This is a genomic window from Priestia flexa NBRC 15715 (assembly GCF_001591565.1).
Taxonomy (GTDB): Bacteria; Bacillota; Bacilli; order Bacillales; family Bacillaceae_H; genus Priestia; species Priestia flexa.
The window spans coordinates 81994-105779 of the sequence record NZ_BCVD01000001.1 but is presented as its reverse complement, the minus strand read 5'-3'; the positions used below and the strand labels follow the sequence as shown (position 1 = coordinate 105779).

23 protein-coding genes are annotated in these 23786 nt (G+C 39.5%); 22 read left to right on the top strand and 1 reads right to left on the bottom strand.

Features of this window, described 5'->3' with window-relative positions; genetic code table 11:
* Positions 1-2 precede the first annotated feature (2 nt).
* The 7 genes from rlmN (at position 3) to spoVM (ending at position 6268) form a co-directional block, all read left to right on the top strand.
* Positions 3-1097 carry a dual-specificity RNA methyltransferase RlmN gene (rlmN, locus tag BFL01S_RS00540; RefSeq protein WP_025909035.1) on the top strand — a complete coding sequence of 365 codons (1095 nt, stop codon included), beginning with the start codon at positions 3-5 and terminating at the stop codon, positions 1095-1097.
* Positions 1098-1101: 4 nt separating this feature from the next.
* Positions 1102-1845 carry a Stp1/IreP family PP2C-type Ser/Thr phosphatase gene (locus tag BFL01S_RS00535; protein ID WP_061784600.1) on the top strand — a complete coding sequence of 248 codons (744 nt, stop codon included), beginning with the start codon at positions 1102-1104 and terminating at the stop codon, positions 1843-1845.
* A gap of 5 nt (positions 1846-1850) precedes the next feature.
* Positions 1851-3812 carry a Stk1 family PASTA domain-containing Ser/Thr kinase gene (pknB, locus tag BFL01S_RS00530; protein ID WP_061784599.1) on the top strand — a complete coding sequence of 654 codons (1962 nt, stop codon included), beginning with the start codon at positions 1851-1853 and terminating at the stop codon, positions 3810-3812.
* A 13-nt stretch (positions 3813-3825) separates the two neighbouring features.
* Entirely contained in the window at positions 3826-4707 is an 882-nt protein-coding gene (rsgA, locus tag BFL01S_RS00525) for a ribosome small subunit-dependent GTPase A (protein ID WP_025909032.1), read from the top strand.
* Positions 4708-4709: 2 nt separating this feature from the next.
* Entirely contained in the window at positions 4710-5360 is a 651-nt protein-coding gene (gene rpe / locus BFL01S_RS00520; protein ID WP_025909031.1) for a ribulose-phosphate 3-epimerase, read from the top strand.
* An 88-nt stretch (positions 5361-5448) separates the two neighbouring features.
* Complete coding sequence (locus BFL01S_RS00515; protein ID WP_090752673.1) at positions 5449-6102, top strand: thiamine diphosphokinase; 654 nt, start codon at positions 5449-5451, stop codon at positions 6100-6102.
* 85 nt (positions 6103-6187) lie between these two features.
* Positions 6188-6268 (top strand): stage V sporulation protein SpoVM, encoded by an 81-nt coding sequence (gene spoVM / locus BFL01S_RS00510; protein WP_016765421.1) that lies wholly within the window; start codon positions 6188-6190, stop codon positions 6266-6268.
* Between the two features lie 55 nt (positions 6269-6323).
* Here the strand turns inward: spoVM and rpmB are convergent, their stop codons facing one another.
* Positions 6324-6512: a 50S ribosomal protein L28 gene (gene rpmB / locus BFL01S_RS00505; RefSeq protein WP_025909029.1), complete on the bottom strand. Its 189-nt coding sequence runs from the start codon at positions 6510-6512 to the stop codon at positions 6324-6326.
* 251 nt (positions 6513-6763) lie between these two features.
* Here rpmB and BFL01S_RS00500 point away from each other — a divergent pair, with 251 nt between their 5' ends.
* The 15 genes from BFL01S_RS00500 (at position 6764) to BFL01S_RS00430 (ending at position 23779) form a co-directional block, all read left to right on the top strand.
* Positions 6764-7126, top strand: coding sequence for an Asp23/Gls24 family envelope stress response protein (locus BFL01S_RS00500; protein ID WP_025909028.1), 363 nt, complete (start codon positions 6764-6766; stop codon positions 7124-7126).
* A 16-nt stretch (positions 7127-7142) separates the two neighbouring features.
* A complete protein-coding gene (locus tag BFL01S_RS00495) occupies positions 7143-8807 on the top strand; it encodes a DAK2 domain-containing protein (protein ID WP_061784597.1) in 1665 nt (554 codons plus the stop codon).
* Between the two features lie 234 nt (positions 8808-9041).
* Complete coding sequence (locus BFL01S_RS00490) at positions 9042-10073, top strand: PTS sugar transporter subunit IIC (RefSeq protein WP_025909026.1); 1032 nt, start codon at positions 9042-9044, stop codon at positions 10071-10073.
* 197 nt (positions 10074-10270) lie between these two features.
* A complete protein-coding gene (gene sdaAB / locus BFL01S_RS00485; protein WP_025909025.1) occupies positions 10271-10933 on the top strand; it encodes an L-serine ammonia-lyase, iron-sulfur-dependent subunit beta in 663 nt (220 codons plus the stop codon).
* Between the two features lie 117 nt (positions 10934-11050).
* Positions 11051-11938, top strand: coding sequence for an L-serine ammonia-lyase, iron-sulfur-dependent, subunit alpha (gene sdaAA, locus BFL01S_RS00480; protein ID WP_025909024.1), 888 nt, complete (start codon positions 11051-11053; stop codon positions 11936-11938).
* Positions 11931-13979: an ATP-dependent DNA helicase RecG gene (recG, locus tag BFL01S_RS00475; RefSeq protein ID WP_061784596.1), complete on the top strand. Its 2049-nt coding sequence runs from the start codon at positions 11931-11933 to the stop codon at positions 13977-13979. Before sdaAA ends, recG begins: the two co-directional genes overlap by 8 nt.
* Before the next feature lie 116 nt (positions 13980-14095).
* Positions 14096-14659 (top strand): transcription factor FapR, encoded by a 564-nt coding sequence (fapR, locus tag BFL01S_RS00470; RefSeq protein ID WP_025909022.1) that lies wholly within the window; start codon positions 14096-14098, stop codon positions 14657-14659.
* Between the two features lie 21 nt (positions 14660-14680).
* Positions 14681-15676 (top strand): phosphate acyltransferase PlsX, encoded by a 996-nt coding sequence (plsX, locus tag BFL01S_RS00465; RefSeq protein WP_061784595.1) that lies wholly within the window; start codon positions 14681-14683, stop codon positions 15674-15676.
* A gap of 17 nt (positions 15677-15693) precedes the next feature.
* On the top strand, positions 15694-16638 hold the full coding sequence (gene fabD / locus BFL01S_RS00460; RefSeq protein WP_025909020.1) for an ACP S-malonyltransferase: 945 nt from the start codon (positions 15694-15696) through the stop codon (positions 16636-16638).
* Position 16639: 1 nt separating this feature from the next.
* On the top strand, positions 16640-17380 hold the full coding sequence (fabG, locus tag BFL01S_RS00455) for a 3-oxoacyl-[acyl-carrier-protein] reductase (protein WP_025909019.1): 741 nt from the start codon (positions 16640-16642) through the stop codon (positions 17378-17380).
* Between the two features lie 105 nt (positions 17381-17485).
* Positions 17486-17719, top strand: a complete 234-nt coding sequence (gene acpP / locus BFL01S_RS00450) for an acyl carrier protein (protein WP_025909018.1) — start codon at positions 17486-17488, stop codon at positions 17717-17719.
* A 178-nt stretch (positions 17720-17897) separates the two neighbouring features.
* On the top strand, positions 17898-18644 hold the full coding sequence (rnc, locus tag BFL01S_RS00445) for a ribonuclease III (protein WP_025909017.1): 747 nt from the start codon (positions 17898-17900) through the stop codon (positions 18642-18644).
* Between the two features lie 100 nt (positions 18645-18744).
* Positions 18745-22305 (top strand): chromosome segregation protein SMC, encoded by a 3561-nt coding sequence (gene smc / locus BFL01S_RS00440; protein WP_061784594.1) that lies wholly within the window; start codon positions 18745-18747, stop codon positions 22303-22305.
* Positions 22306-22323: 18 nt separating this feature from the next.
* Positions 22324-23319: a signal recognition particle-docking protein FtsY gene (gene ftsY / locus BFL01S_RS00435; RefSeq protein ID WP_061784593.1), complete on the top strand. Its 996-nt coding sequence runs from the start codon at positions 22324-22326 to the stop codon at positions 23317-23319.
* 127 nt (positions 23320-23446) lie between these two features.
* Complete coding sequence (locus BFL01S_RS00430) at positions 23447-23779, top strand: putative DNA-binding protein (RefSeq protein ID WP_025909014.1); 333 nt, start codon at positions 23447-23449, stop codon at positions 23777-23779.
* Positions 23780-23786 lie beyond the last annotated feature (7 nt).

Sequence of the window (23786 nt, the reverse complement as noted above, 5' to 3'; positions counted from 1 at the left end):
AAATGGAAGGAACTGTTAGTAAAAGAACGAAAGATACAAAAGTGGAAAATAAAAAACCGTCAATTTACTCATTACAACTACATGAGTTAGAAGCATGGTTAGTATCTCAGGGAGAGAAAAAATTCCGTGGGAAACAGATTTTTGACTGGCTATATGTAAAGCGTGTAACTGAATTTGACGATATGTCAAATTTGTCAAAAGGACTGCGTGATAAGTTAAATGAAGCGTTTGTTTTAACTACGTTAAAAACAGCTGTTCAACAAACCTCTGCAGATGGAACAATGAAATTTTTATTTGAGCTTCACGATGGTTATACAATTGAAACAGTGCTTATGCGCCACGAGTACGGAAACTCAATCTGTGTAACAACACAAGTTGGCTGTCGCATTGGCTGTACGTTCTGTGCCTCTACGCTTGGTGGATTAAAGCGTAACTTAGAAGCTGGTGAAATTGTTGCTCAAGTAGTGAAAGTACAAAAAGCGCTTGATGAACAAGGAGAACGCGTAAGTCATGTCGTAATTATGGGTATTGGTGAACCGTTTGATAACTACGATCAAATGATGGGCTTCTTAAAAATTATTAATCACGATAACGGTCTTAATATTGGTGCGCGTCATATTACGGTATCAACAAGTGGAATCATCCCTAAAATCTATAAATTTGCTGATGAGCAAATGCAAATTAATTTTGCCATTTCACTACACGCACCAAACAACGATATTCGTTCGAAATTGATGCCTATTAACCGTGCGTACAAGCTACCTGATTTAATGGAAGCAATTAAATACTATACGGACAAAACAGGTCGTCGTATCAGTTTTGAATATGGTTTGTTTGGTGGAGTAAATGACCAGGTAGAACATGCTGAAGAGTTAGCAGCGCTTATTAAAAACATTAAATGTCACGTGAATTTAATTCCTGTGAACTATGTTCCAGAGCGTGATTACGTTCGTACACCGCGTGAACAAATTTTTGAATTTGAAAGTACGTTGAAAAAACATGGTGTTAACGTAACAATTCGCCGTGAGCAAGGTCATGATATTGATGCAGCTTGTGGTCAATTGCGTGCGAAGGAGCGTAAAGAAGAGACGAGGTGATTGTATGGAAACTGTCTTTATGACAGACCGAGGGAGAATACGTCAACACAATGAAGATAACGGAGGGGTATTTTTGAATGCTCATGGCCAGGTGCTTGCAATTGTAGCAGATGGTATGGGAGGTCATCGCGCTGGAGATGTAGCCAGCGCGATGGCAGTTCAAAAATTGCAAGACGTCTGGACGAGTAGCCCAGTTATAAATGAACCGAATGATGCTACTATTTGGATACGTGAACAAGTGATGAATGTAAATGAAGCTATTCATCAACATGCAAGTGAACATGAAGAATGTAAAGGAATGGGCACAACCATCGTATTAGCTATTTGCACATCCGAATTTTGTACAATTGGTAATATTGGAGATAGCCGGGGCTATTTATTCAGTGAAGATGGTTTTAGGCAAATTACAGAAGACCATTCCCTTGTCAATGAGCTGGTGAAAAACGGTCAAATTTCACGAGAAGATGCGGAACATCATCCTCGCAAAAATATTTTATTACGTGCATTAGGTACTGAAGAAAAAGTAGATCTTGATGTAAAAACAGTTGAAGTTGAATCAACAGATTTATTATTATTGTGTTCAGATGGACTTTCCAATAAAATAAGCGAAGAGAAGCTCCAAGACATTTTACAACCTGGAACGTCCCTAAACGAAACAGGTACATACTTAATTACATTAGCTAATGAATTAGGTGGAGAAGATAATATTACACTAGCAATTGTGGACTTTACATCTGAAAGTGGGTGAGAACGTTGCTAATCGGGAGACGGCTAAACGACCGTTATAAAATTCTACATGTCATTGGTGGAGGTGGCATGGCCAACGTTTATTTAGCACGTGATATGATTTTAGATCGCGACGTGGCAATTAAAGTTCTGCGGCTAGATTTTGCTAATGACGATGCTTTTATTAAGCGTTTCCACCGTGAGGCACAATCTGCAACAAGCATTGCTCATCCAAATATTGTGAGTATTTATGATGTTGGAGAAGAAGAGGACATCTACTATATTGTAATGGAATATGTCCCTGGAATGACCTTAAAGCAATATATTTTACAAGAGTCACCGTTATCTTTAGAGAAAGCGATACATATTATGACTCAAATTACATCCGCAATTGCTCATGCTCATCAATATGGAATTATTCACCGAGATATTAAACCACAAAATATTCTAATTGACCATGATGATACGGCAAAAGTAACGGACTTTGGAATTGCCGTGGCTTTAAGCTCAACAACTATTACACATACAAACTCTGTATTAGGGTCTGTTCATTATCTATCTCCAGAACAAGCAAGAGGAGGTCTAGCGAATAAAAAGTCCGATATTTATTCATTAGGCGTTGTTTTATTTGAATTGTTAACTGGGCGAGTACCATTCTCGGGAGAGTCTGCTGTTTCCATTGCACTAAAGCACTTACAAACGGAAACACCCTCACCAAGGAAATGGAATCCTTCTATCCCACAAAGCGTAGAAAACGTTGTATTGAAAGCAACAACAAAAGACCCTTTTTATCGCTATAATACGGTAGAAGAATTTGAAGAAGATTTACGCTCTGCTATTCATCCCACTCGACACAATGAACAAAAGTTTATTGTACCAGATGATGATGAAGTAACAAAAGCAATTCCAATTATAAAAGATGAGCCGTATGGTCATGAATTGGAAAAGACGGCTGTTCGTAAACCTTCTAATACACATCAAAATGAAGTAGAATCTAAGAAAAAGCCTAGAAAGAAAAGTAAAGTTATTTTAACGCTTGCGCTCATTTTTTTATTGTTAGCGGCAGCGAGCGTCGCTGCTGTGACTTTTATTCCTTCTTTACTATTGCCTAAGGATATTACGGTGCCTGATTTACATAATGAAGACTATGAGTCAGCCGTGACTGAGCTTGTATCATTAGGGTTTAATGTGAAAGATCCAAAGGATATAGCTGATGACGAAGTACAAGAAGGAGATGTGGTTAAAACATCACCTAAAGCGGGAAATGTGGTAAAAGAAGGTACAGCTGTTATTATCTATCGAAGTACTGGGAAAGCAAAAGTAGCGTTTGATCGCTTTAATGGCCGAGATGTAAGTGAAGTTCAAAAGCTGCTTGAAAGTCAGAATTATCGTGAAGTGCGAACAATTGAAATCGACAGTGAGGAGCCCAAAGGAACAATATTAGATCAAAGTCCAAAAGAAAGTGAAGAGGTTGTTCCAGAAAGCACGGCCGTTACGTTATGGATAAGCAAAGGACCTCCGGAAATTAAAGTGAAGGATTTCTCAGGATGGACGGAAAAAAGCGTTCGAGATTATGTAGCAGAAGAAGAATTTGAAATTGCAGTAGAAAACGAATATTCTGATACTGTTGAAAAAGGTTTGGTTATTTCTCAAACCCCGAAAGCTGGTTCGGTTATTAAAAAAGGTGATAAGCTAACGTTTAAAGTTTCCTTAGGGAAGAAAGAAGTACCTCCTCAAACTGTCAATGTACAAGTAACAATTCCCTATGAGGAAAAGAAAAGTGAAGGAGAAAATCCTGAGCAAAAAGTAGAGATTTACGTAGAAGATGCAGATAATACAATGTCTGTGCCTATTAAAGAACTAACAATTACAGAAACGGTTACTGAATCATTCGATGTGTTAGTGAAAGAAGGCGAGCCAGCCAAGTACAAAGTAGTTCGAGATGGTCAAGTAATTGAAGAAAAAGCTGTAGAATATCCAGAAGAATGATAGGAGTGAGGTTATGCCAGAAGGAAGAATTATTAAATCCTTAAGTGGATTTTATTATGTTCTTCATGATGGACAAGTAACCCAGTGTCGCGGAAGAGGAGTGTTTCGAAAGAAGAAAGTCACTCCATTAGTAGGCGATGAAGTAGTATTTCAAGCTGATAATGAGCTTGAAGGGTATATACTTGAAATTAAAGAACGTAAAAATGAGTTAGTGCGACCGCCAATCTCAAACGTTGATCAAGCGTTGTTAGTATTTTCAGCTATCGAGCCTGATTTTAGTACGGTGCTTTTGGATCGCTTTTTAGCTTTGGTAGAGTCAAATGATATTCAGCCGGTTATTTGTATTTCAAAAGTTGATTTGTTGTCAGAGAAACAAAAACAATTAATTGAGCAATATGCCGAAGATTATCGTAAAATAGGATATGAGGTAATTTTAACATCAACCGTAATGGAAAGTGGTATTGCAGAAATTAAGCCGCTGTTTGAAAATCAAATAACGGTCATTGCAGGACAATCAGGAGTTGGTAAATCTTCGTTACTAAACGTTTTGAAGCCTGAGTTAGAGCTGAAGACAAATGATATTTCAACATCTCTAGGGCGAGGAAAGCATACAACCAGACATGTAGAGCTTATTTCATTTGGTGAAGGACTCGTAGCAGATACACCGGGCTTTAGCTCCTTGGAGTTTCTAACTCTAGAGGTAGAAGAACTTTCTCACTGCTTTCCAGAAATGTCTCGCTTAAGTGAAGACTGTAAGTTCAGAGGATGTCTGCATGTGAAAGAACCAAAATGTGCAGTTAAGCAGGCAGTGGAGAACCAAGCAATTCCTGCTTACCGTTATGAGCATTATTTGCAGTTTGTTGAAGAAATCAAGCAAAGAAAGCCGAGGTATTAAACATGACAAAAATTGCACCTTCCATCTTATCAGCTAATTTTTCTAAATTAGGAGAAGAAATTCGTGAAGTAGAAGCTGGTGGAGCTGATTATATTCATGTGGATGTAATGGATGGCCATTTTGTTCCTAACATTACAATTGGTCCTTTAATTGTAGAAGCAATTCGTCCAATTACATCTCTTCCGCTAGATGTTCACTTAATGATTGGTAACCCTGATGCGTATATTCCGATGTTTGCAAAAGCAGGTGCTGATATTTTAACTGTGCATGCAGAAGCTTGTACGCATTTACATCGTACAATTCAATTGATTAAAGAACATGGTATGAAAGTTGGAATTGCGTTAAATCCAGCTACTCCAATTGATGTTGTAAAGCACGTGTTAGAAGACATCGACCTAATTTTATTAATGACGGTTAATCCAGGTTTTGGAGGCCAAAAGTTTATTAATAGCGTACTACCGAAAATTGAACAAATCTCGCAGCTTATTGAAATTCGTCAGCTATCTATTGAAGTGGAAGTAGATGGTGGAGTAAACGAAGAAACAGCAAAAAAATGCGTAGAAGCTGGAGCAAACGTTTTAGTAGCTGGCTCAGCTATTTATGATCAAGAAGACCGCGCAGCGGCAATTGATCGAATTCGTTCAACTATATAAAGAGTCTACAAAAGTTGTCAAAGGAGGAGTGAAATCTGCTTTTCCTTGGCAACTTTTTTAAATAATTCATAAATAGAAAGGGTGGCTTATCATTATTATTCATATTTTGGCAGGAGGTCCGGATAATTATGTGCCGGAACTTCACAAGTGGAAGGCATGTGATAAGTGGATAGGTGTAGATCGCGGTGTGTTCACTCTTCTTGAGCAGGGGATTATTCCTGATGAAGCGTTTGGAGACTTTGACTCCATCAATGAAGAGCAGCTGAAGGCTATTCAGGATCGGCTGCAAGATTTACATGTTTATCCTTCTGAAAAAGATGCAACGGATTTAGAGCTTGCGGTTGAGTGGGCTGTGTCTAAAAAACCTGCGTACATTCGGGTTTTTGGAGCTACGGGCGGTAGAATTGATCATACGTTTGGAGCCATTCAGCTTCTGTATAAAAGCCTGCAAGAAAACGTGAAGGTAGAGCTAATTGACAAGCAAAATAGCATTCAATTGTTCTCTCCTGGAACGCATGAAATTGAAGTAAGAACTCAAGCGAAATACGTCTCGTTTGTTCCTTATGCTGGCGGTGTTGAAAACCTTACGCTAACAGGCTTTAAGTATCCCCTAACAAACCACTATGTAGAACTTGGCTCTACTTTATGTATAAGTAACGAACTTCTTGCACAAAGAGGTACTTTTTCATTTACTACAGGCATATTAATGATGATAAGAAGCAATGATGCAGATTGCTTGTAAAAGACTTTAATAATGTTGATGGAAGAATGGATGAAGGTAGTCCATTAAAAGTAGATGAATGGTGGAAATGGTGAGGAGGAGTAGTATGAAATTTTATACGATTAAACTTCCAAAGTTTTTAGGTGGTATTGTAAAGGTCATGCTAAATTCATTTAAAAAAGATTAAAAAGCAAGATAATAAAAGAAGCACCATATACATGGTGCTTTTTCGTTATCGAAAATTAAACGCGCTCAACTTTACCTGATTTAAGGGCTCTAGCTGATACGTATACACGTTTTGGTTTACCGTCCACAAGGATACGTACTTTTTGAACGTTAGCACCCCATTTACGCTTTGTAGCGTTCATAGCGTGAGAACGTGCATTACCTGAACGAGCTTTTCTGCCAGTGATTACACATTTGCGTGCCATAGTTTTCCCTCCTAACACAAAAAAACTACTCAATTCTGCTTTTTGAGAAATACTATATTAATTTATCACAGCATTCTTTATAATGCAATACTTCTCAACAAAAGCTTTCAAGAAATTTTCCTTGACATATAAATTGAATGTATGTTCAATAATAAAGAGAGTTAAATTTGGGTAATTAGGGAATGTTCTTTTAAAAAGAGATTGGTTATAGTAAAATATTTATTAGCCTATGTATAGAAAGGGGAAAAAGTATGTCCATCGAAATGAAAACTAAGTACGGTCAAATTGATATCTCCACAGACGTAATTGCAACGATTGCTGGAGGGGCAGCTATTGACTGCTATGGCATCATCGGCATGGCTTCTAAGAATCAAATTAAAGATGGTCTTACTGACATTCTTCGTAAAGAAAACTTTACACGGGGTATTATCGTAAGGCAAGAAAATGATGAAGTACATATTGATATGTATATCATTGTTAGTTATGGAACGAAAATCTCAGAAATTGCTCATAACGTACAGACTAAAGTGAAATATACGCTAGAACAAACAGTGGGTCTAACGGTTGACTCAGTAAATATTTACGTGCAGGGTGTTCGTGTAACGAACGTGTAATTAAGGAGGAAGATTCGTGTCAATGACAACATTGAACGGAAAGCGTTTTGCGGAAATGGTGCTTCAAGGAGCACAGCATCTGTCAAACAATGCTGACTATGTAGATGCACTAAACGTTTTTCCAGTTCCAGATGGAGATACAGGTACCAACATGAACCTGTCGATCACATCAGGTGCTAAAGAAGTAAAAAGAAATGTATCAAATCATATTGGACAAGTAGGACAAGCTTTATCAAAAGGCCTATTAATGGGGGCGCGTGGTAACTCAGGCGTGATCTTATCACAGCTTTTCAGAGGTTTTGGCAAAGCGATTGAACAAAAAGAATTTATTACGACAGTAGACTTTGCACACGCGCTTGAGATGGGCGTTGAAACAGCCTATAAAGCTGTTATGAAGCCAATTGAAGGTACGATTCTAACCGTTGCAAAAGATACGGCTAAAAAAGCAGTTGAAGTAGCTGAAAAGCAACCAGAAATGATTCCATTTATGGAAGAAGTGCTAAAAGCATCAAAAGCCTCTCTTGATCGCACCCCAGAATTACTGCCTGTTTTAAAAGAAGTAGGCGTTGTAGACAGCGGTGGACAAGGCTTAGTTTTAATTTATGAAGGATTCCTAGCAGAGCTAAAGGGAGAAAAGCTTCCAGGTGTACCTCTGGCAATTCCATCAATGAATGAGCTTGTAAACGCTGAACACCATAAGCACGCTCAAAGCCATATGAACACTGAAGATATCGAGTTTGGGTACTGTACAGAATTTATGGTTCGGTTAGAAGCAGACAAAATGGAAAAGCACGCATTCTCAGAAGAGACATTTCGCCAGGATCTAAGCGAATGGGGCGATTCTTTATTAGTTGTGTCTGATGATGAAGTCGTAAAAGTGCATATTCATGCTGAGCATCCGGGTGAAGTATTAAATTATGGCCAGCGCTACGGTAGCTTAATAAAAATGAAAATTGAAAACATGCGTGAACAGCATAGCGAAATTGTTTCGAAAGAAGCACCTGCTCCTGTAAAGGCTGAGAAAAAGCCATACGGTATTGTGACGGTTTCAATGGGAAGTGGCATTGCAGAGCTGTTTAAAAGTATCGGAGCTACTGTTGTAATTGAAGGTGGCCAAACGATGAATCCAAGTACAGAAGATATTGTCAAAGCAATCGAAGAAACACACGCTGAAAAAGTGATTATCCTTCCTAATAATGGTAATATCGTGATGGCTGCAAATCAAGCTGCGTCTGTAGTAGGAGATCACGTTGCCGTTGTTCCTTCTAAAACAGTTCCACAAGGAATGACAGCGCTTCTATCGTTTAATCCTCAATCAGATCTAAATACGAACGAAGAAGCGATGACAGAAGCCCTTGGTCATGTGAAGACGGGGCAAATTACGTACGCTGTACGTGATACCAATATCGACGGCTTAGAGCTTGCAAAAGGTGACTTTATGGGAATTGCTGAAAAGCAAATTGTTGTAAAGGATACTGAAAAGCTTGAAGCTGCTAAAAAGTTACTGCAACATATGGTTGATGAAGACTCAGAAATCATCACGATTTTGCAAGGTGAAGATGTAGCTGATACAGAAATGGATGAGTTAGTATCATTTGTTGAAAGTCAATTTGACGATGTTGAAGTTGAAGTCCATAAAGGTGGGCAACCATTATACTCATATATCTTTGCGATTGAATAATATAAATGCAGGTTAGTTTTATGACTAACTTGCATTTTTTTTATTGATTTTTAAACTGTCGGAATTTACAGAATACGAACATTTTGTTTTGTATTTGTTCTTTTGTTCGTATAAATGGTTCTTTCGGTTGAAAAGCCCACTATATTGTGATAATTTTTAAAGGGGGCGTACATCGTGCGTTACTTTAAAGTGAATACTTAAGTGAAGATGAATGCAGCATAGGGGGAATTTACAATGGAGATTTTGAAAGGTACGGCACTGCTTTTATTGGTCTTATTTTTATTTTGGCTTTTCAGTAACAAAGCACCGTATGGGATGAAAGCTATGGGTGCTTTGGCAAGCGGTGCCGTTGCGGCGTTTCTCGTTGAAGCATTTCAACTGTATGTGGGTGGCGATTTATTAAATATCAAATTTTTAGGTGAAGTAGGAGAAGCTGCTGGGGGTATGGGTGGCGTCGCTGCTGCTGCGTTAGTAGCGTTGGCACTAGGCGTATCTCCCGTTTACGCATTAATGATGGGGGTTGTCTGTTCAGGATTAGGCCTGTTACCTGGCTTCTTTGCTGGCTATATCATGGCTTTTGCTATGAAAGTAGTAGAGAAAAAAGCGCCTGCAGGTTTAGATTTATTGGGAGCAATTTTAGTTATTGCACCGTTAACACGCTTAATCGCAACAGGGATTTCGCCTTTGGTGGATGCCACGCTATTGAACATTGGTTCCATCATTAAGGAAACAGCAAATGCTAATCCAATTCTAATGGGAATTATACTCGGTGGCGTTATCACGGTTGTTGCTACGGCACCTCTAAGCTCAATGGCTTTAACAGCTATGCTTGGCTTAACGGGTCTTCCGATGGCAATTGGTGCACTAGCGGTTTTCGGTTCGTCATTTATGAATTATGTATTATTCGATCGTTTGAAATTTGGAGATCGTCGTACCACAATTTCAGTAGCTGTAGAGCCATTAACGCAAGCTAATATAATATCGGCTAACCCAATTCCAATTTATGTAACAAATTTTGTTGGTGGAGCAGTAGGTGGTGTCATTGTTTCCCTATTTGGATTGGTAAACGATGCGACAGGAACAGCTACTCCTATTGCAGGTTTAGCAGTTATGTATGGCTTTAACGATCCAATAAAAGTAACAATTTGCGCAGCACTATGTGCAGTTGGTGGAGCAGTTATTGGGTATATTGGTTCAAACGTGTTTAAAAACTTTAATATCAAAACAGTTGCAGAGCTTGAACAAGAAACAAAAGAAGCAGCATAACTCAAAAGCTGACTCGAATGAAGAGTCAGCTTTTTTTATCGGAGAATAAAGAGAAAAATGTTAGCTTATTATTTCGAATTTTAAAACTTTATTATAACGAATTTCTAGGGTTCCAAAAATAGAAAACGTCAAGTAACATATAAAGTGATAGCGATAACATTAAAGTTTAATATCCTTTTTACAGGGGGAGAGTAACCATGAAATATAAATCCGTATTCGATATTATTGGTCCAATTATGATTGGTCCATCAAGTTCACATACAGCAGGTGCTGCGCGTATTGGTAGGGTAGCAAGAACGTTGTTTGGCAAACAGCCAGAAAAAGTCATCGTCTCACTTTATGGATCTTTTGCTCAAACATATAAAGGCCATGGGACAGATGTAGCAATCATTGGAGGGGTATTAGATTTTGATACGTTTGACCCTCGAATTCCTGAGTCTCTTACATTAGCTAAACAAGCGGGCATGGACGTGACGTTTATTGAAGAAACAGCGATTACTGATCATCCAAACACGGCGCGCGTGCGAATGATTGATGGTGATAAAGAAATTGAAGTTGTTGGTATCTCAATTGGTGGTGGTAAAATTCAAATCACAGAATTAAATGGATTTGAGTTAAATTTATCAGGCATGAATCCTGCTATCCTTGTTGTACACAACGATCGTTTTGGAGCGATTGCAACGGTGACGAATATATTAATGAAGCATTCTATTAACATTGGCCATATGGAAGTATCTCGAAAGGAAAAAGGACAGGTTGCATTAATGGCCATTGAAATGGACACAAACATTGAAGATGCAGTAATTGAAGAGCTACAAGGATTACCGCACATTATTAAAGTGACAAGAATGGTTGAGTAGCGTACTGCTTTTTATGCCTTTTTGGAAAAAGGAAGTAATCTATCGTTTAAATAAATGCTTAGCAAGATGATATTGGCTTAGATAGAATGACATCATGTTGTAAAATGGGAGGATACTATGTTTCGAAATGTAGCGGAATTAGTAGAGTTAGCAGAAAGTAAAAAGGTCAAAATAGCGGAAATTATGATTGAACAAGAAGTAGAAGTTACTGGCTTAAACCGTGAAGAGGTCTTTGAAAGAATGGATCGCAATTTAACGGTTATGGAAGAAGCGGTGGAGCGTGGGTTAAGAGGCGTTCAGTCCGTTACTGGTCTAACAGGTGGCGATGCTGTTTTAATACAAAAGTATATTGAAAGTGGAAATGCTTTATCTGGTAATTTAATCTTAGATGCAGTAAGTAAAGCGGTAGCAACGAACGAAGTAAATGCTGCGATGGGAACGATTTGTGCAACACCGACAGCCGGTTCAGCTGGAGTGGTGCCTGGAACGTTATTTGCAGTGAAAAATAAATTAAATCCAACGCGTGAAGAAATGATTGAATTTCTATTTACATCAGGAGCATTTGGATTTGTTGTGGCAAACAATGCTTCCATTTCAGGTGCAGCAGGAGGGTGTCAAGCTGAAGTAGGGTCAGCGTCTGGCATGGCAGCGGCAGCGATTGTAGAAATGGCGGGTGGTACACCTAGTCAAGCAGCTGAAGCAATGGCAATTACGCTTAAGAATATGCTAGGATTAGTATGTGACCCTGTAGCAGGATTAGTAGAAGTACCGTGCGTAAAGAGAAACGCGATGGGCGCTGCGAATGCAATGATTGCTGCTGATATGGCGTTAGCAGGTGTTACAAGTCGAATTCCGTGTGATGAAGTAATTGATGCAATGTATCGAATTGGTCAAACAATGCCAGTAGCGTTACGAGAAACTGCACAAGGAGGCTTAGCGGCAACACCAACAGGTCGCGAGCTAGAAGCAAAGATCTTTGGTATTGCATTAAACAAAAGTGAATGAATTAAATAAAATTTCCATTAAAACCATTAAAGGGATTGGAGAAGAGACAGCGACTCTTCTCGAAGAAATGAAGATACAATCTGTACAAGATTTACTTGAGCATTTTCCTTATCGCTATGAGGACTATGAGCTGAAAGATTTAGCGGATGCTAAACATGATGAAAAAGTAACGGTAGAGGGAAAGGTTCACAGCGTTCCCTCTCTTACTTATTACGGAAAAAAACGGTCTCGATTAACCTTTCGCTTGTTGGTTGGTCGTTATCTTGTTACCGTTACGTGCTTTAACCGACCTTATTACAAATCAAAGCTTGAAATTGATCAAACGGTTACTGTGACGGGAAAATGGGATCAGCACCGCCAAACGATTACTCTTCAAGAACTACAGTTTTCACCTTTCAAAAAAAATCAAACCATTGAGCCAGTTTATTCCACAAAAGCAGCGCTTACTGTAAAAGCAATTCGTAAGTTTATCACCCTGGCTTTAAATCAGTATGGAAGTCAAATTGAAGACATGCTCCCTTTATCGCTCCGAAATCGATATAAGTTAATGGCACGAGAAGATGCGGTGCGAACGATTCATCTACCTCGAGACCATAGCGATTTAAAACAAGCGCGCAGGCGATTTGTATATGAAGAGTTTTTGCTGTTTCAGCTAAAGATGCAGGCGCTTCGAAAGCGTGAGCGAGAAGAAACGGCTGGTATGTCTCAAGTGTTTCAATCAAGCGATTTAGTTGAGTTTACAAATCAACTGCCATTCCCGTTAACAAACGCTCAAAAACGAGTAGTGAATGAAATTACTGCTGATATGAAGTCGCCTTATCGAATGAATCGCCTATTACAAGGAGATGTAGGTTCAGGTAAAACGGTTGTTGCTGCCGTTGCGCTATATGCAACGGTATTGGCAGGGCATCAAGGTGCTCTAATGGTTCCAACTGAAATTTTAGCCGAACAGCATGCTGAATCCTTAAGTGCCATGCTTGAAAAAGTTCAAGTGCGCGTCGGGTTGTTAACGGGTTCAGTTAAAGGGAAAGCAAGGCGTGAGCTTCTGCGACAAGTTCAGGCCGGAGAAATAGACGTGTTAGTCGGTACTCATGCGCTCATCCAAGATGAAGTAGTGTATAAAAGTCTTGGTCTTGTCATTACGGATGAGCAACATCGCTTTGGTGTAGGTCAGCGTAGAGTTCTTCGTGAGAAAGGTGAAAGTCCAGATGTATTATTTATGACGGCGACTCCTATTCCAAGAACGCTTGCCATTACTGCTTTTGGTGAGATGGACGTGTCGATTATAGATGAAATGCCAGCTGGTCGAAAAGCAATCGAAACGTATTGGGTAAAGCATGATATGCTAGAGCGTATTTTGCAATTTGTCCAGAAAGAACTGAGTGAAGGACGGCAAGCCTACGTAATTTGTCCATTGATTGAAGAATCAGAGAAGTTGGACGTTCAAAATGCCATTGATGTTCATAGTACCCTTGTTCAATATTTTAAAGGGCAATGGAATGTAGGACTGATGCATGGGCGCTTAACACCAGATGAAAAAGAAGAAGTCATGAAAGAGTTTAGCGTAAACAATGTGCAAATTCTTGTTTCGACAACGGTTGTTGAAGTAGGGGTGAACGTTCCAAACGCCACGGTTATGGTCATCTATGATGCGGAGCGCTTTGGGCTATCACAGCTCCATCAGCTTCGCGGGCGAGTAGGAAGAGGAGACGCGCAGTCGTATTGTATTTTGTTAGCAGATCCAAAGTCTGAAGTTGGAAAAGAGCGCATGAATATTATGACGGAGACAAATGATGGTTTTGTATTATCAGAAAGAGACCTTGAGCTTAGAGGACCTGGGGACTTTTTTGGCCGAAAGCAAAGCGGAATGCCTGAGTTCAAAATAGCGGATATGGTCCACGATTATCGAGCGCTTGAAGTAGCCCGTACAGATGCTACTGAGCTTGTGAATTCGGAGGCGTTTTGGCAAGATGAGCAATATCAGTTGATGCGTTCTTATTTGGAAGCAACAGGTGTATTAGCAGGTGAAAAATTTGATTAATAGTCAGTGAATCGGCGTTGCAATTGAGGTGTAACTTTACTAAAAATGTTGCATTTCAATTGCAATAATTATATACTGCTGTTAGTACCTAGTATTAAAAGTTCGGATGGTGTGTTATGAAGCGTAATAAAAGAGATCGACAGCTGTTATTAAAAGCTACAATTGACGAGAATCCATTTATCACAGATGAAGAATTAGCCGACCGTTTTTCAGTTAGCGTACAAACAATTCGCTTAGACCGCCTAGAATTGTCTATCCCTGAATTACGCGAGCGAATTAAATATGTAGCTTCTAAGAAATTAGAAGATGAAGTGCGTTCTCTGCCTATTGAAGAAGTAATTGGGGAAATTATCGATATTGAACTAGACCAATCCGCTATTTCCATCTTTGATGTGCGTGAAGAACACGTTTTTCAACGCAATCAAATTACAAGAGGACATCACTTGTTTGCTCAAGCAAACTCACTTGCAGTAGCGGTTATTAATGATGAATTAGCATTAACAATTGAGGCTACAATTCGCTATCATCGTTCGGTAAAGATTCATGAGCGCGTGATAGCAAAAGCAAAGGTTCTGTCTACAGATGAAACTCGAACAATCGTAGAGGTAAATAGTTTTGTAGGACAAGAGCAGGTGTTTTCAGGAACGTTTAATATGTACCGATCTACATCTGATAAATAAAACTAAAGGATGAGAAAGAACATGAAAATAGCAATTGATGCTATGGGAGGGGACAACGCTCCCAAAACGGTTATTGAAGGTGCAGAATTAGCCATTCAGCAGTTTGAAAACTTACATATTACACTTGTTGGTAATGAAGTTGAAATAAAGAAGTACCTAACAAATCCAGAACGTATCACAATTCTTCATACTGAAGAAGTAATTGAAGCAACAGATGAACCAGTTCGTGCAGTACGCAGAAAGAAAAATGCATCAATGGTGCTTATGGCTACTGAAGTAGCTGAGGGGCGTGCTGATGCATGTATTTCTGCAGGTAACACGGGTGCTTTAATGACGGCTGGGTTATTTGTTGTTGGTCGTATTAAAGGAATTGAGCGTCCTGCTCTAGCTCCGACGCTGCCAACTTTGGACGGCAAAGGTTTCTTAATGCTAGATGTAGGAGCTAACGTTGATGCGAAACCTGAGCACCTTGTACAATATGCAATTATGGGCTCGGTATACGCAGAGAAGGTAAGAGGTGTTCAATCGCCTAAAGTTGGGCTTTTAAACGTTGGAACGGAAGAGAAAAAAGGTAATGAGTTAACAAAGCAAACGTTTAAATTGCTTCAAGAAACCAACATTAACTTTATCGGAAACGTAGAATCACGAGATCTTTTAAACGGCGTTGCAGACGTTGTAGTAACGGATGGTTTTACGGGTAATGTTGCATTGAAAACTATTGAAGGAACGGCACTTTCACTATTTTCAATGTTAAAAGCAGAGTTAATGAGTAGTTTTAAAAGCAAGGTAGCTGCTTCCGTGTTAAAGCCTCAGCTTAAAGGGCTAAAAGCAAAAATGGACTATAGCGAGTATGGCGGCGCAGGCCTGTTCGGTCTAAATGCACCGGTTATTAAAGCTCATGGTTCGTCAGACGCTACGGCCATCTTTAATGCGATTAAACAAACCGTAAATATGGTAGAAAATAACGTATCTTCTACCATTCAAGCTTCCGTTGAAAGTGAAGAAACTAACGAATAAACGAGGAGAGAATAAGAATGGGGAAAATAGCTTTTATGTTTCCAGGCCAAGGCTCACAAGCCGTAGGTATGGGGCAAGACTTATATGAGCAATCTGAAGAAGCAAAGCAACTTCTTTCAAAGGCAGATGAAGTGCTAGGCTTTTCATTATCAAACCTTATGTTTGAAGGTCCACAAGATGAACTGACGTTAACGTATCATGCGCAACCTGCTCTTGTTACTGCTAGCACAATGCTTTTAAACGAGTTTAACAAAAGTGGGATTACACCTGATTATGTAGCAGGTCATAGTTTGGGAGAATACAGTGCGTTAGTAGCAGCTGGAGTAATGTCTTTTGAAGATGCTGTTGTTGCTGTAAACAAGCGTGGACGCTATATGGATGAAGCTGTTCCTGCTGGTGAAGGAACAATGGCTGCCATTTTAGGAATGAGTGCTGAAGAGTTAAAAGCTGTAACGGACGAAATTACGGCTTTAGGAGCTTCTGTCCAGCTTGCTAACATTAATTGTCCAGGTCAAATTGTAATTTCTGGAACAGCAGAGGGTGTTGAAAAAGCGAGTGAACTAGCGAAAGAAAAAGGAGCAAAACGAGCGATTCCTTTAGATGTAAGCGGACCGTTCCACTCTAGCTTAATGAAGCCCGCTGCTGCTAAACTGCAGGATACGCTTAGCATAATGGATTTTAAAGATGCGAAAGTTCCTGTTGTAGCTAACGTAACGGCGCAGCCAACAATCCAAAAAGAAGCTGTACAAGCGCTGTTAATTGAACAATTATATTCTCCAGTTCGCTGGCAAGAAACGGTTGAGTTATTGCTTGCTGAAGGCGTAGATACATTTATTGAGATTGGTCCAGGAAAAGTATTATCAGGGCTTGTGAAGAAGGTGAATCGCCGTGCTACGGTTTATTCAGTGAGTAATGTTGAAACGTTACAAGCAACAATTGAAGCAGTGAAAGGGGTAGAATAAAATGTTAGAAGGAAAAGTAGCGGTTGTTACAGGAGCGTCTCGTGGAATTGGACGTGCGATTGCGCTTGAATTAGGAAAGCAAGGAGCTAAAGTAGTTGTAAACTATGCAGGTAGCGAAGCGAAAGCACTTGAGGTCGTTGATGAAATTAAAGGTTATGGAACAGATGCCATTGCGATTCAAGCAAACGTAGCGGATGCAGATTCTGTTCAAAGCATGATTAAAGAAGCAATTTCAACGTTTGGCTCTTTAGATATTTTAGTAAACAATGCTGGTGTTACAAGAGATAACCTGCTAATGAGAATGAAGGAAGATGAGTGGGATGATGTTTTATCAACAAACCTAAAGGGCGTGTTTTTATGTACGAAAGCAGCAACTCGCCAAATGATGAAACAACGTCATGGACGAATCATCAACATTTCATCTATTGTGGGTGTTAGCGGAAACGCAGGACAAGCAAACTATGTAGCTGCTAAGGCTGGTGTTATCGGATTAACAAAAACATCTGCAAAAGAGCTTGCAAGTCGTAATATTACAGTAAATGCAGTGGCACCAGGGTTTATCGCAACTGATATGACGGATGAGCTTCCAGAAGAAGTAAAAGCTGAAATGCTAAAGCAAATTCCACTTGCATCCTTTGGTGATCCACAAGATATTGCCAATATTGTTTCATTCTTAGCTACAGATGCAAGCCGCTATATTACGGGACAAACCATCCATGTTGACGGCGGAATGGTTATGTAATATCTTAAAAGAATTGAAAAGTAAGGGTTTTGACAAACTTTATTATTCAGCCATAGTATTTTAAAGGAAAATCTACTATAATGACTTGAGGGGAGGTGAAGAACAATGGCAGAAGTACTAGAGCGCGTAACAAAAATCATTGTTGATCGTCTTGGTGTAGATGAAAGCGAAGTGAAATTAGAATCTAATTTCAAAGAAGATTTAGGTGCTGACTCTCTTGATGTAGTTGAGCTTGTAATGGAGCTTGAAGATGAGTTTGACATGGAAATCTCTGATGAGCAAGCAGAACAAATCGCAACTGTTGGAGATGCGGTTAATTACATACAGAGTCAAGTTTAATTCTGTTGTATCATTAAAAGCCCCGTTAATAGCGGGGCTTTCTGTGTTTTTTGCGTTATTTTTGAAAAAAATAATTTTTTTTCAAAATGCGATGTATCTTTTAGGATACCTCGTTTTATAATGGGTTATGTTATGAAAAAACTATGAACTAATTGTGGCTGGTAAGCGGAGGTATTTTATGCCTAAACATTATTCGAATCGAGACCGAAAAAATAATTCTCAAGTAGTAAAAAACTTTAAACAGTTTCAAGAAGAAATCAACGTGACGTTTGAAAATGAAAAGCTCTTATTTCAAGCTTTTACACATTCATCGTATGTGAATGAGCATCGTAAAAAACCTCATGAAGATAATGAGCGTTTAGAATTCTTAGGGGATGCCGTGTTAGAGTTGACCGTCTCACAATTTCTATTTAAAAAATACCCAATGATGAGCGAAGGAGAACTGACAAAGCTACGTGCAGCCGTAGTGTGTGAGCCATCTCTTGTGACTTTCGCAAATGAGCTCGAATTTGGTAAACTAGTGTTGCTCGGTAAAGGTGAAGAAATGACGGGTGGCCGTCAACGTCCAGCTTTACTGGCGGATGTATTTGAAGCATTTATTGGTGCATTGTATTTAGATAAAGGAATTGAAACAGTAAATCAATTTTTAACAAAAGTTGTATTCCCGAAGATTAATGAGGGTGCTTTTTCTCATGTGATGGATTTTAAAAGTCAGTTACAGGAAATTATTCAACGAGATGGGTTTGGTCAGCTAGAGTACAAGGTGCTACAAGAAAAAGGCCCGGCTCATAATCGTGAATTTATGTCACGTGTATCACTTAATGGTGAAGAGCTAGGTGTTGGAGTTGGTAGATCTAAGAAAGAAGCTGAGCAAAAAGCGGCTCAAGTAGCCATCTCGAAAATAAAAGCGTCGAATGCAAAGTAAAAGAGAGTATTAGTCTGATGTAGGAACGAGTCCCCCCAAGCAACGAATGGTTGTTGCAAAGGGGGATTTACTATGAAAATAAGGAAAAGGGGGAATCTATATGTTCCTCAAGCGTTTAGATATTACTGGCTTTAAGTCATTCGCTCAGAAAGTATCAATTGACTTTGTACCAGGGGTTACAGCAGTTGTTGGACCAAACGGTAGTGGTAAAAGTAACATTACAGATGCAATTCGCTGGGTAATGGGCGAGCAGTCTGCAAAGTCACTGCGTGGTGGGAAAATGGAAGACGTTATTTTTGCGGGAAGTGAATCAAGGCGTGCTGTTAATGTAGCAGACGTAACGATTACGCTAGAAAATGACGATCAGTTCCTACCGCTTGATTATCATGAAGTAAGCATTACAAGGCGAGTAAATCGCTCAGGTGATAGTGAATTTCTTATTAACAACCAACCATGTCGTTTAAAAGATATTGTGGATTTATTTATGGACTCAGGTTTGGGAAGAGAAGCTTTTTCCATTATTAGTCAAGGTAAAGTTGAAGAAGTTCTCAGCAGCAAACCAGATGAGCGTCGTAAAATATTTGAAGAAGCAGCGGGCGTTTTAAAGTATAAAACGCGTAAACGTAAGGCTGAGTTAAGGTTAATTGAAACACAAGAAAACTTAAATCGCGTGCTTGACATTTTACATGAAATTGAGGGACAGTTAGAGCCTTTAAAAATACAGTCTTCCATTGCAAAAGATTACTTGCAGAAAAAAGAAGAATTAGAACAGATTGATATTGAAGTAACGGTTTTTGAAATTGAAGAGCTTCATGGTAAGTGGGAAGCGCTTAAACGAGACATAGCATCTCATCAGCAAATGGAGCAATCGCTTTCTGCCAACATTGGAGAGCGTGAGCAAGAGATTAATTGTTTACGCGTGTATATTCAGCGTGCGGATGAGGAAATCGACGCGCTACATAAACACCTTCTTTTTGTTAGTGAAGAAGTTGAAAAGCTAGAAGGTAAGAAAGAAGTGTTAAAAGAGCGTAAAAAGAACGCTTCGCAAAATAAAGAGCAGTTAGAGCGACTTGTAAAAGAGTATACTCAAACAAAAAAAGAGTTGCTGATAGCGAAGCAAAAAGAAGAGAATGACTTAACTACTTTTGAAAACGACGTTGCTAAAACGCGTGAAGAAGTAGCCGAACAAGAGCGTCTGTTTGCAACGTATAGTGAAAACCTGGATGAGCAGTTAGAGCAGTTAAAAAGCGAATATTTTGAGTTGGCAAATGCACAGACAGCTTCTCGAAATGAGATTGCTTTTCTAGAGCAGCAAAAGCATCAAACGTCTGAAAAAGAAGCGCGGCTTTTAAAAGCAAACGAGCAATATGTTCAGCAACGAGTGGATCTAGAGCGGAAAAAAGGAGCTCTTATTGATAAACTGCAAAACTTTCAACAAGAATTGCAGGATGCCACGCGTCAATTAAAAGAGCAGCTTGCAAAGCTCGATTCCCTGCGAGAGGAATATCGAAAGCAAGAGTCAACCCTGTATCAAGCCTATCAATACGTCCAGCAAACAAAGTCTAGAAAGCAAATGCTTGAAGAGATGCAGGAGGACTATGAAGGGTATTTCCATGGTGTAAAGGAAATTTTAAAAGCGAGAAGCCAGAAGCTTCACGGGATTGAAGGAGCTATTGCTGAACTAGTTAGCGTGCCGAAAGAGTATGAGACAGCGATTGAAATTGCGCTCGGTGGTGCAACTCAGCATATTGTGACGTCTGATGAGCAGAGTGCGCGACAAGCAATTAGCTTTTTAAAACAAAATCATTACGGACGCGCTACATTTTTACCATTAACATCCGTGCGTTCGCGTTTTATACCGCCACAAACCATTTCGTTAATTGAAACTCACGATACGTTTGTGGGCGTCGCTTCTTCGCTTGTAAAATATGATGAGAAGTATCGTAGTATTGCAGAGAACTTGCTTGGTACGGTTATTATTGTAAAAGATTTAAAAGGAGCAAATGAGCTTGCTAGACTGATTCAGCATCGCTACCGCTTTGTTACTTTAACAGGAGACGTGGTGAATCCAGGCGGGTCCATGACAGGTGGATCGGTTAAGCAAAAAACCAATTCATTGCTTGGTCGTCAGCGAGAGCTTGAAACAATTACTGCGAAGCTGAAGGAAATGGAAGAAAAAACGCTTCAACTTGAGAAAAATGTGAAAGCTAAGAAAGAAACGATTGAAGAGTTGGAACAAGCTATTGGTAAAGAACAGTCTTTTGTTAAGCGTCTAGAAGAGCAAGAAAAAGCGTTAGATCGAGATGTGAAGCAAGTAGAAATTGAAGAGCAAGCGGTAAACGATCGATTAGCGATGTATGATCAAGACATGGTTAGCTTTAAAAGCGATCAAGAACATTTGATCAAGCGAATTCAAGTGTTAGAAAAGCAGCTAGGTGAAGCAAAAGAACAGACTTCAGAGCTAGAGGGAGTTATTGAAGAGCTTACTCATCGTAAGCGTACGCAACAAACTTCCCGAGAGGAAGTGCGCCAGAAGCTAACCGAAGTAAAAGTAGAGCTGGCTGGACAAGAACAGTCTCTTAAAAATAAGCGTGAAAAATATGATCGTATTTGCTTTGAGCTAAATCAAACAACGAAGCGCTTAGAAGAAGTAACAGAAGACTTGGCACTTTTAACGAATGAGATGACATCAAATGATTCTGGAGAGCTTTCACTAGAAGAAGCGGCTGCAGAAAAGGTTAAAGAAAAAGCAGAAACGTTGAAGAAAATGGATGACTGTCGGGCAGAGCGCTTGAAATCACAAAACAAGCTAGAAGATGCAGAGCGCTTTGTCAAAGAGTTGCATCGCCAGCATAAGCAAATTGCAAATGCGTTAAAAGACGAAGAAGTAAAACTGAACCGAATTGACGTTGAGTTAGACAGTCGTTTACATCAGCTGAATGAAGAATATCAAACGAGCTTTGAAGCAGCAAAAGCTTCGTATCAGCTAACGATTCCAATTGACGAAGCTCGTAAAAAGATTAAGCTTATTAAGTTAGGTATCGAGGAGCTTGGTACGGTTAACTTAGGGTCTATTGAACAATATGAGCGAACAGCAGAGCGCTATGAATTTTTAAGCAACCAGAAAAATGATTTAGATGAAGCTAAAAACACGCTTTATCAGGTTATTGATGAAATGGATGAAGAGATGAAAAAGCGTTTCTCTGATACGTTCTACCGAATTCGGGAAGAGTTTAACCATGTATTCCAGTCTCTATTTGGTGGAGGAAAAGCAGAGCTGAAGCTAACGGATGCGACGGATCTGTTGAACACTGGGGTGGACATTATTGCCCAGCCTCCAGGTAAAAAACTTCAAAACTTAGGGCTTCTTTCTGGAGGAGAACGGTCTTTAACAGCCATTGCTCTTCTCTTCTCCATTTTAAAGGTTCGTCCTGTACCGTTTTGTGTATTAGACGAAGTAGAAGCAGCTTTAGATGAGGCGAACGTGCACCGTTTTGCTACGTACTTAAGAAGTTATAGTGAGCAAACACAGTTTATTGTCATTACGCATCGTAAAGGAACAATGGAAGAAGCAGATGTGCTGTACGGCGTAACAATGCAGGAATCGGGAGTTTCAAAACTTGTATCCGTACGCTTAGAAGATTCGAAGCAATATGTTTAGTAGAAAGGGTGTTAAAACATGAGCTTTTTTAAGCGATTAAAAGAAAAGATTACAAATCAAACAGACTCCGTTACTCAAAAGTTTAAAGATGGACTTTCAAAAACGCGCGATTCGTTTTCAGAACGCGTCAATGATTTAGTTTCTCGCTATCGAAAAGTGGATGAAGAGTTTTTTGAAGAGTTGGAAGAGATTCTAATCGGCGCAGACGTTGGCGTTTCGACTGTTATGGATTTGATTGATGAATTAAAAGATGAAGTAAAACGAAAGAACATTCAAGATCCTCAAGAAGTTCAAGCGGTCATCTCTGAAAAATTAATTGATATCTATGAGTCAGGCGAGGAACAGCTGGCAGGCCTTAATATGCAGCAAGATAGCCTTACTGTTGTTCTGTTTGTTGGTGTTAATGGCGTAGGGAAAACAACAACAATTGGTAAAATTGCTCATAAGTTTAAGTCAGAAGGCAAGAACGTTCTGATGGCAGCAGGCGATACGTTCCGTGCAGGTGCTATTGAGCAGCTTGAAGTATGGGGCGAACGCGTTGGAGTAGATGTTATTAAGCAATCAGCTGGGTCAGATCCAGCTGCTGTAATGTATGACGCTATTCAGTCAGCAAAAGCTCGTAAAGCGGATATCTTACTATGTGATACAGCGGGTCGTTTGCAAAATAAAGTGAACTTAATGAAGGAGCTAGAGAAAGTAAAACGCGTAATTGAGCGTGAAGTGCCTGGAGCTCCACATGAAGTGCTACTTGTGTTGGATGCAACAACTGGGCAAAACGCTCTTAGCCAAGCTAAAATCTTCTCAGAAGCAACAAACGTAACGGGAATTGTTCTGACAAAGCTAGATGGTACTGCAAAAGGTGGTATTGTGTTGGCTATTCGAAACGAACTGAACTTACCAGTGAAATTCGTAGGGCTAGGGGAAAAGATGGACGACCTTCAGCCGTTTGATACGGAACAATACATCTATGGGTTATTTGCTAATGCGGTAGAAGATGAAGTGCAAAACAGTTAATTTAAAAACGCGATGAAGCCTTTCTTCGTCGCGTTTTTGCTGTTAAGGAAAAAACTTGACATTCTAATTGCTTCTTTGTAAACTAAAGACATGTAAAGGCTTTTCACTTAACAAGGGGGGCGGTCGTATGTTAGAAAAAACGACGCGAATGAACTTTTTATACGACTTCTATCAAGCGTTGCTTACACCAAAGCAAAGAAGTTATATGTCTCTTTATTATTTAGATGACTATTCCCTAGGTGAAATAGCAGAGGAATTTGATGTGAGTCGTCAAGCAGTTTATGATAATATAAAACGTACAGAGCAAATGCTTGAACAATATGAGGAAAAGCTATTGTTATTTCAACGGTTTCAAGAGCGTCAATCAATTGTTCAACAACTAAAAAATGAACTGACAGGCGAACTTGAAACAAACAACAAGCTTTCTTCTCTTCTTGATTCGCTCGAGAAATTAGATTAGGGGGCGG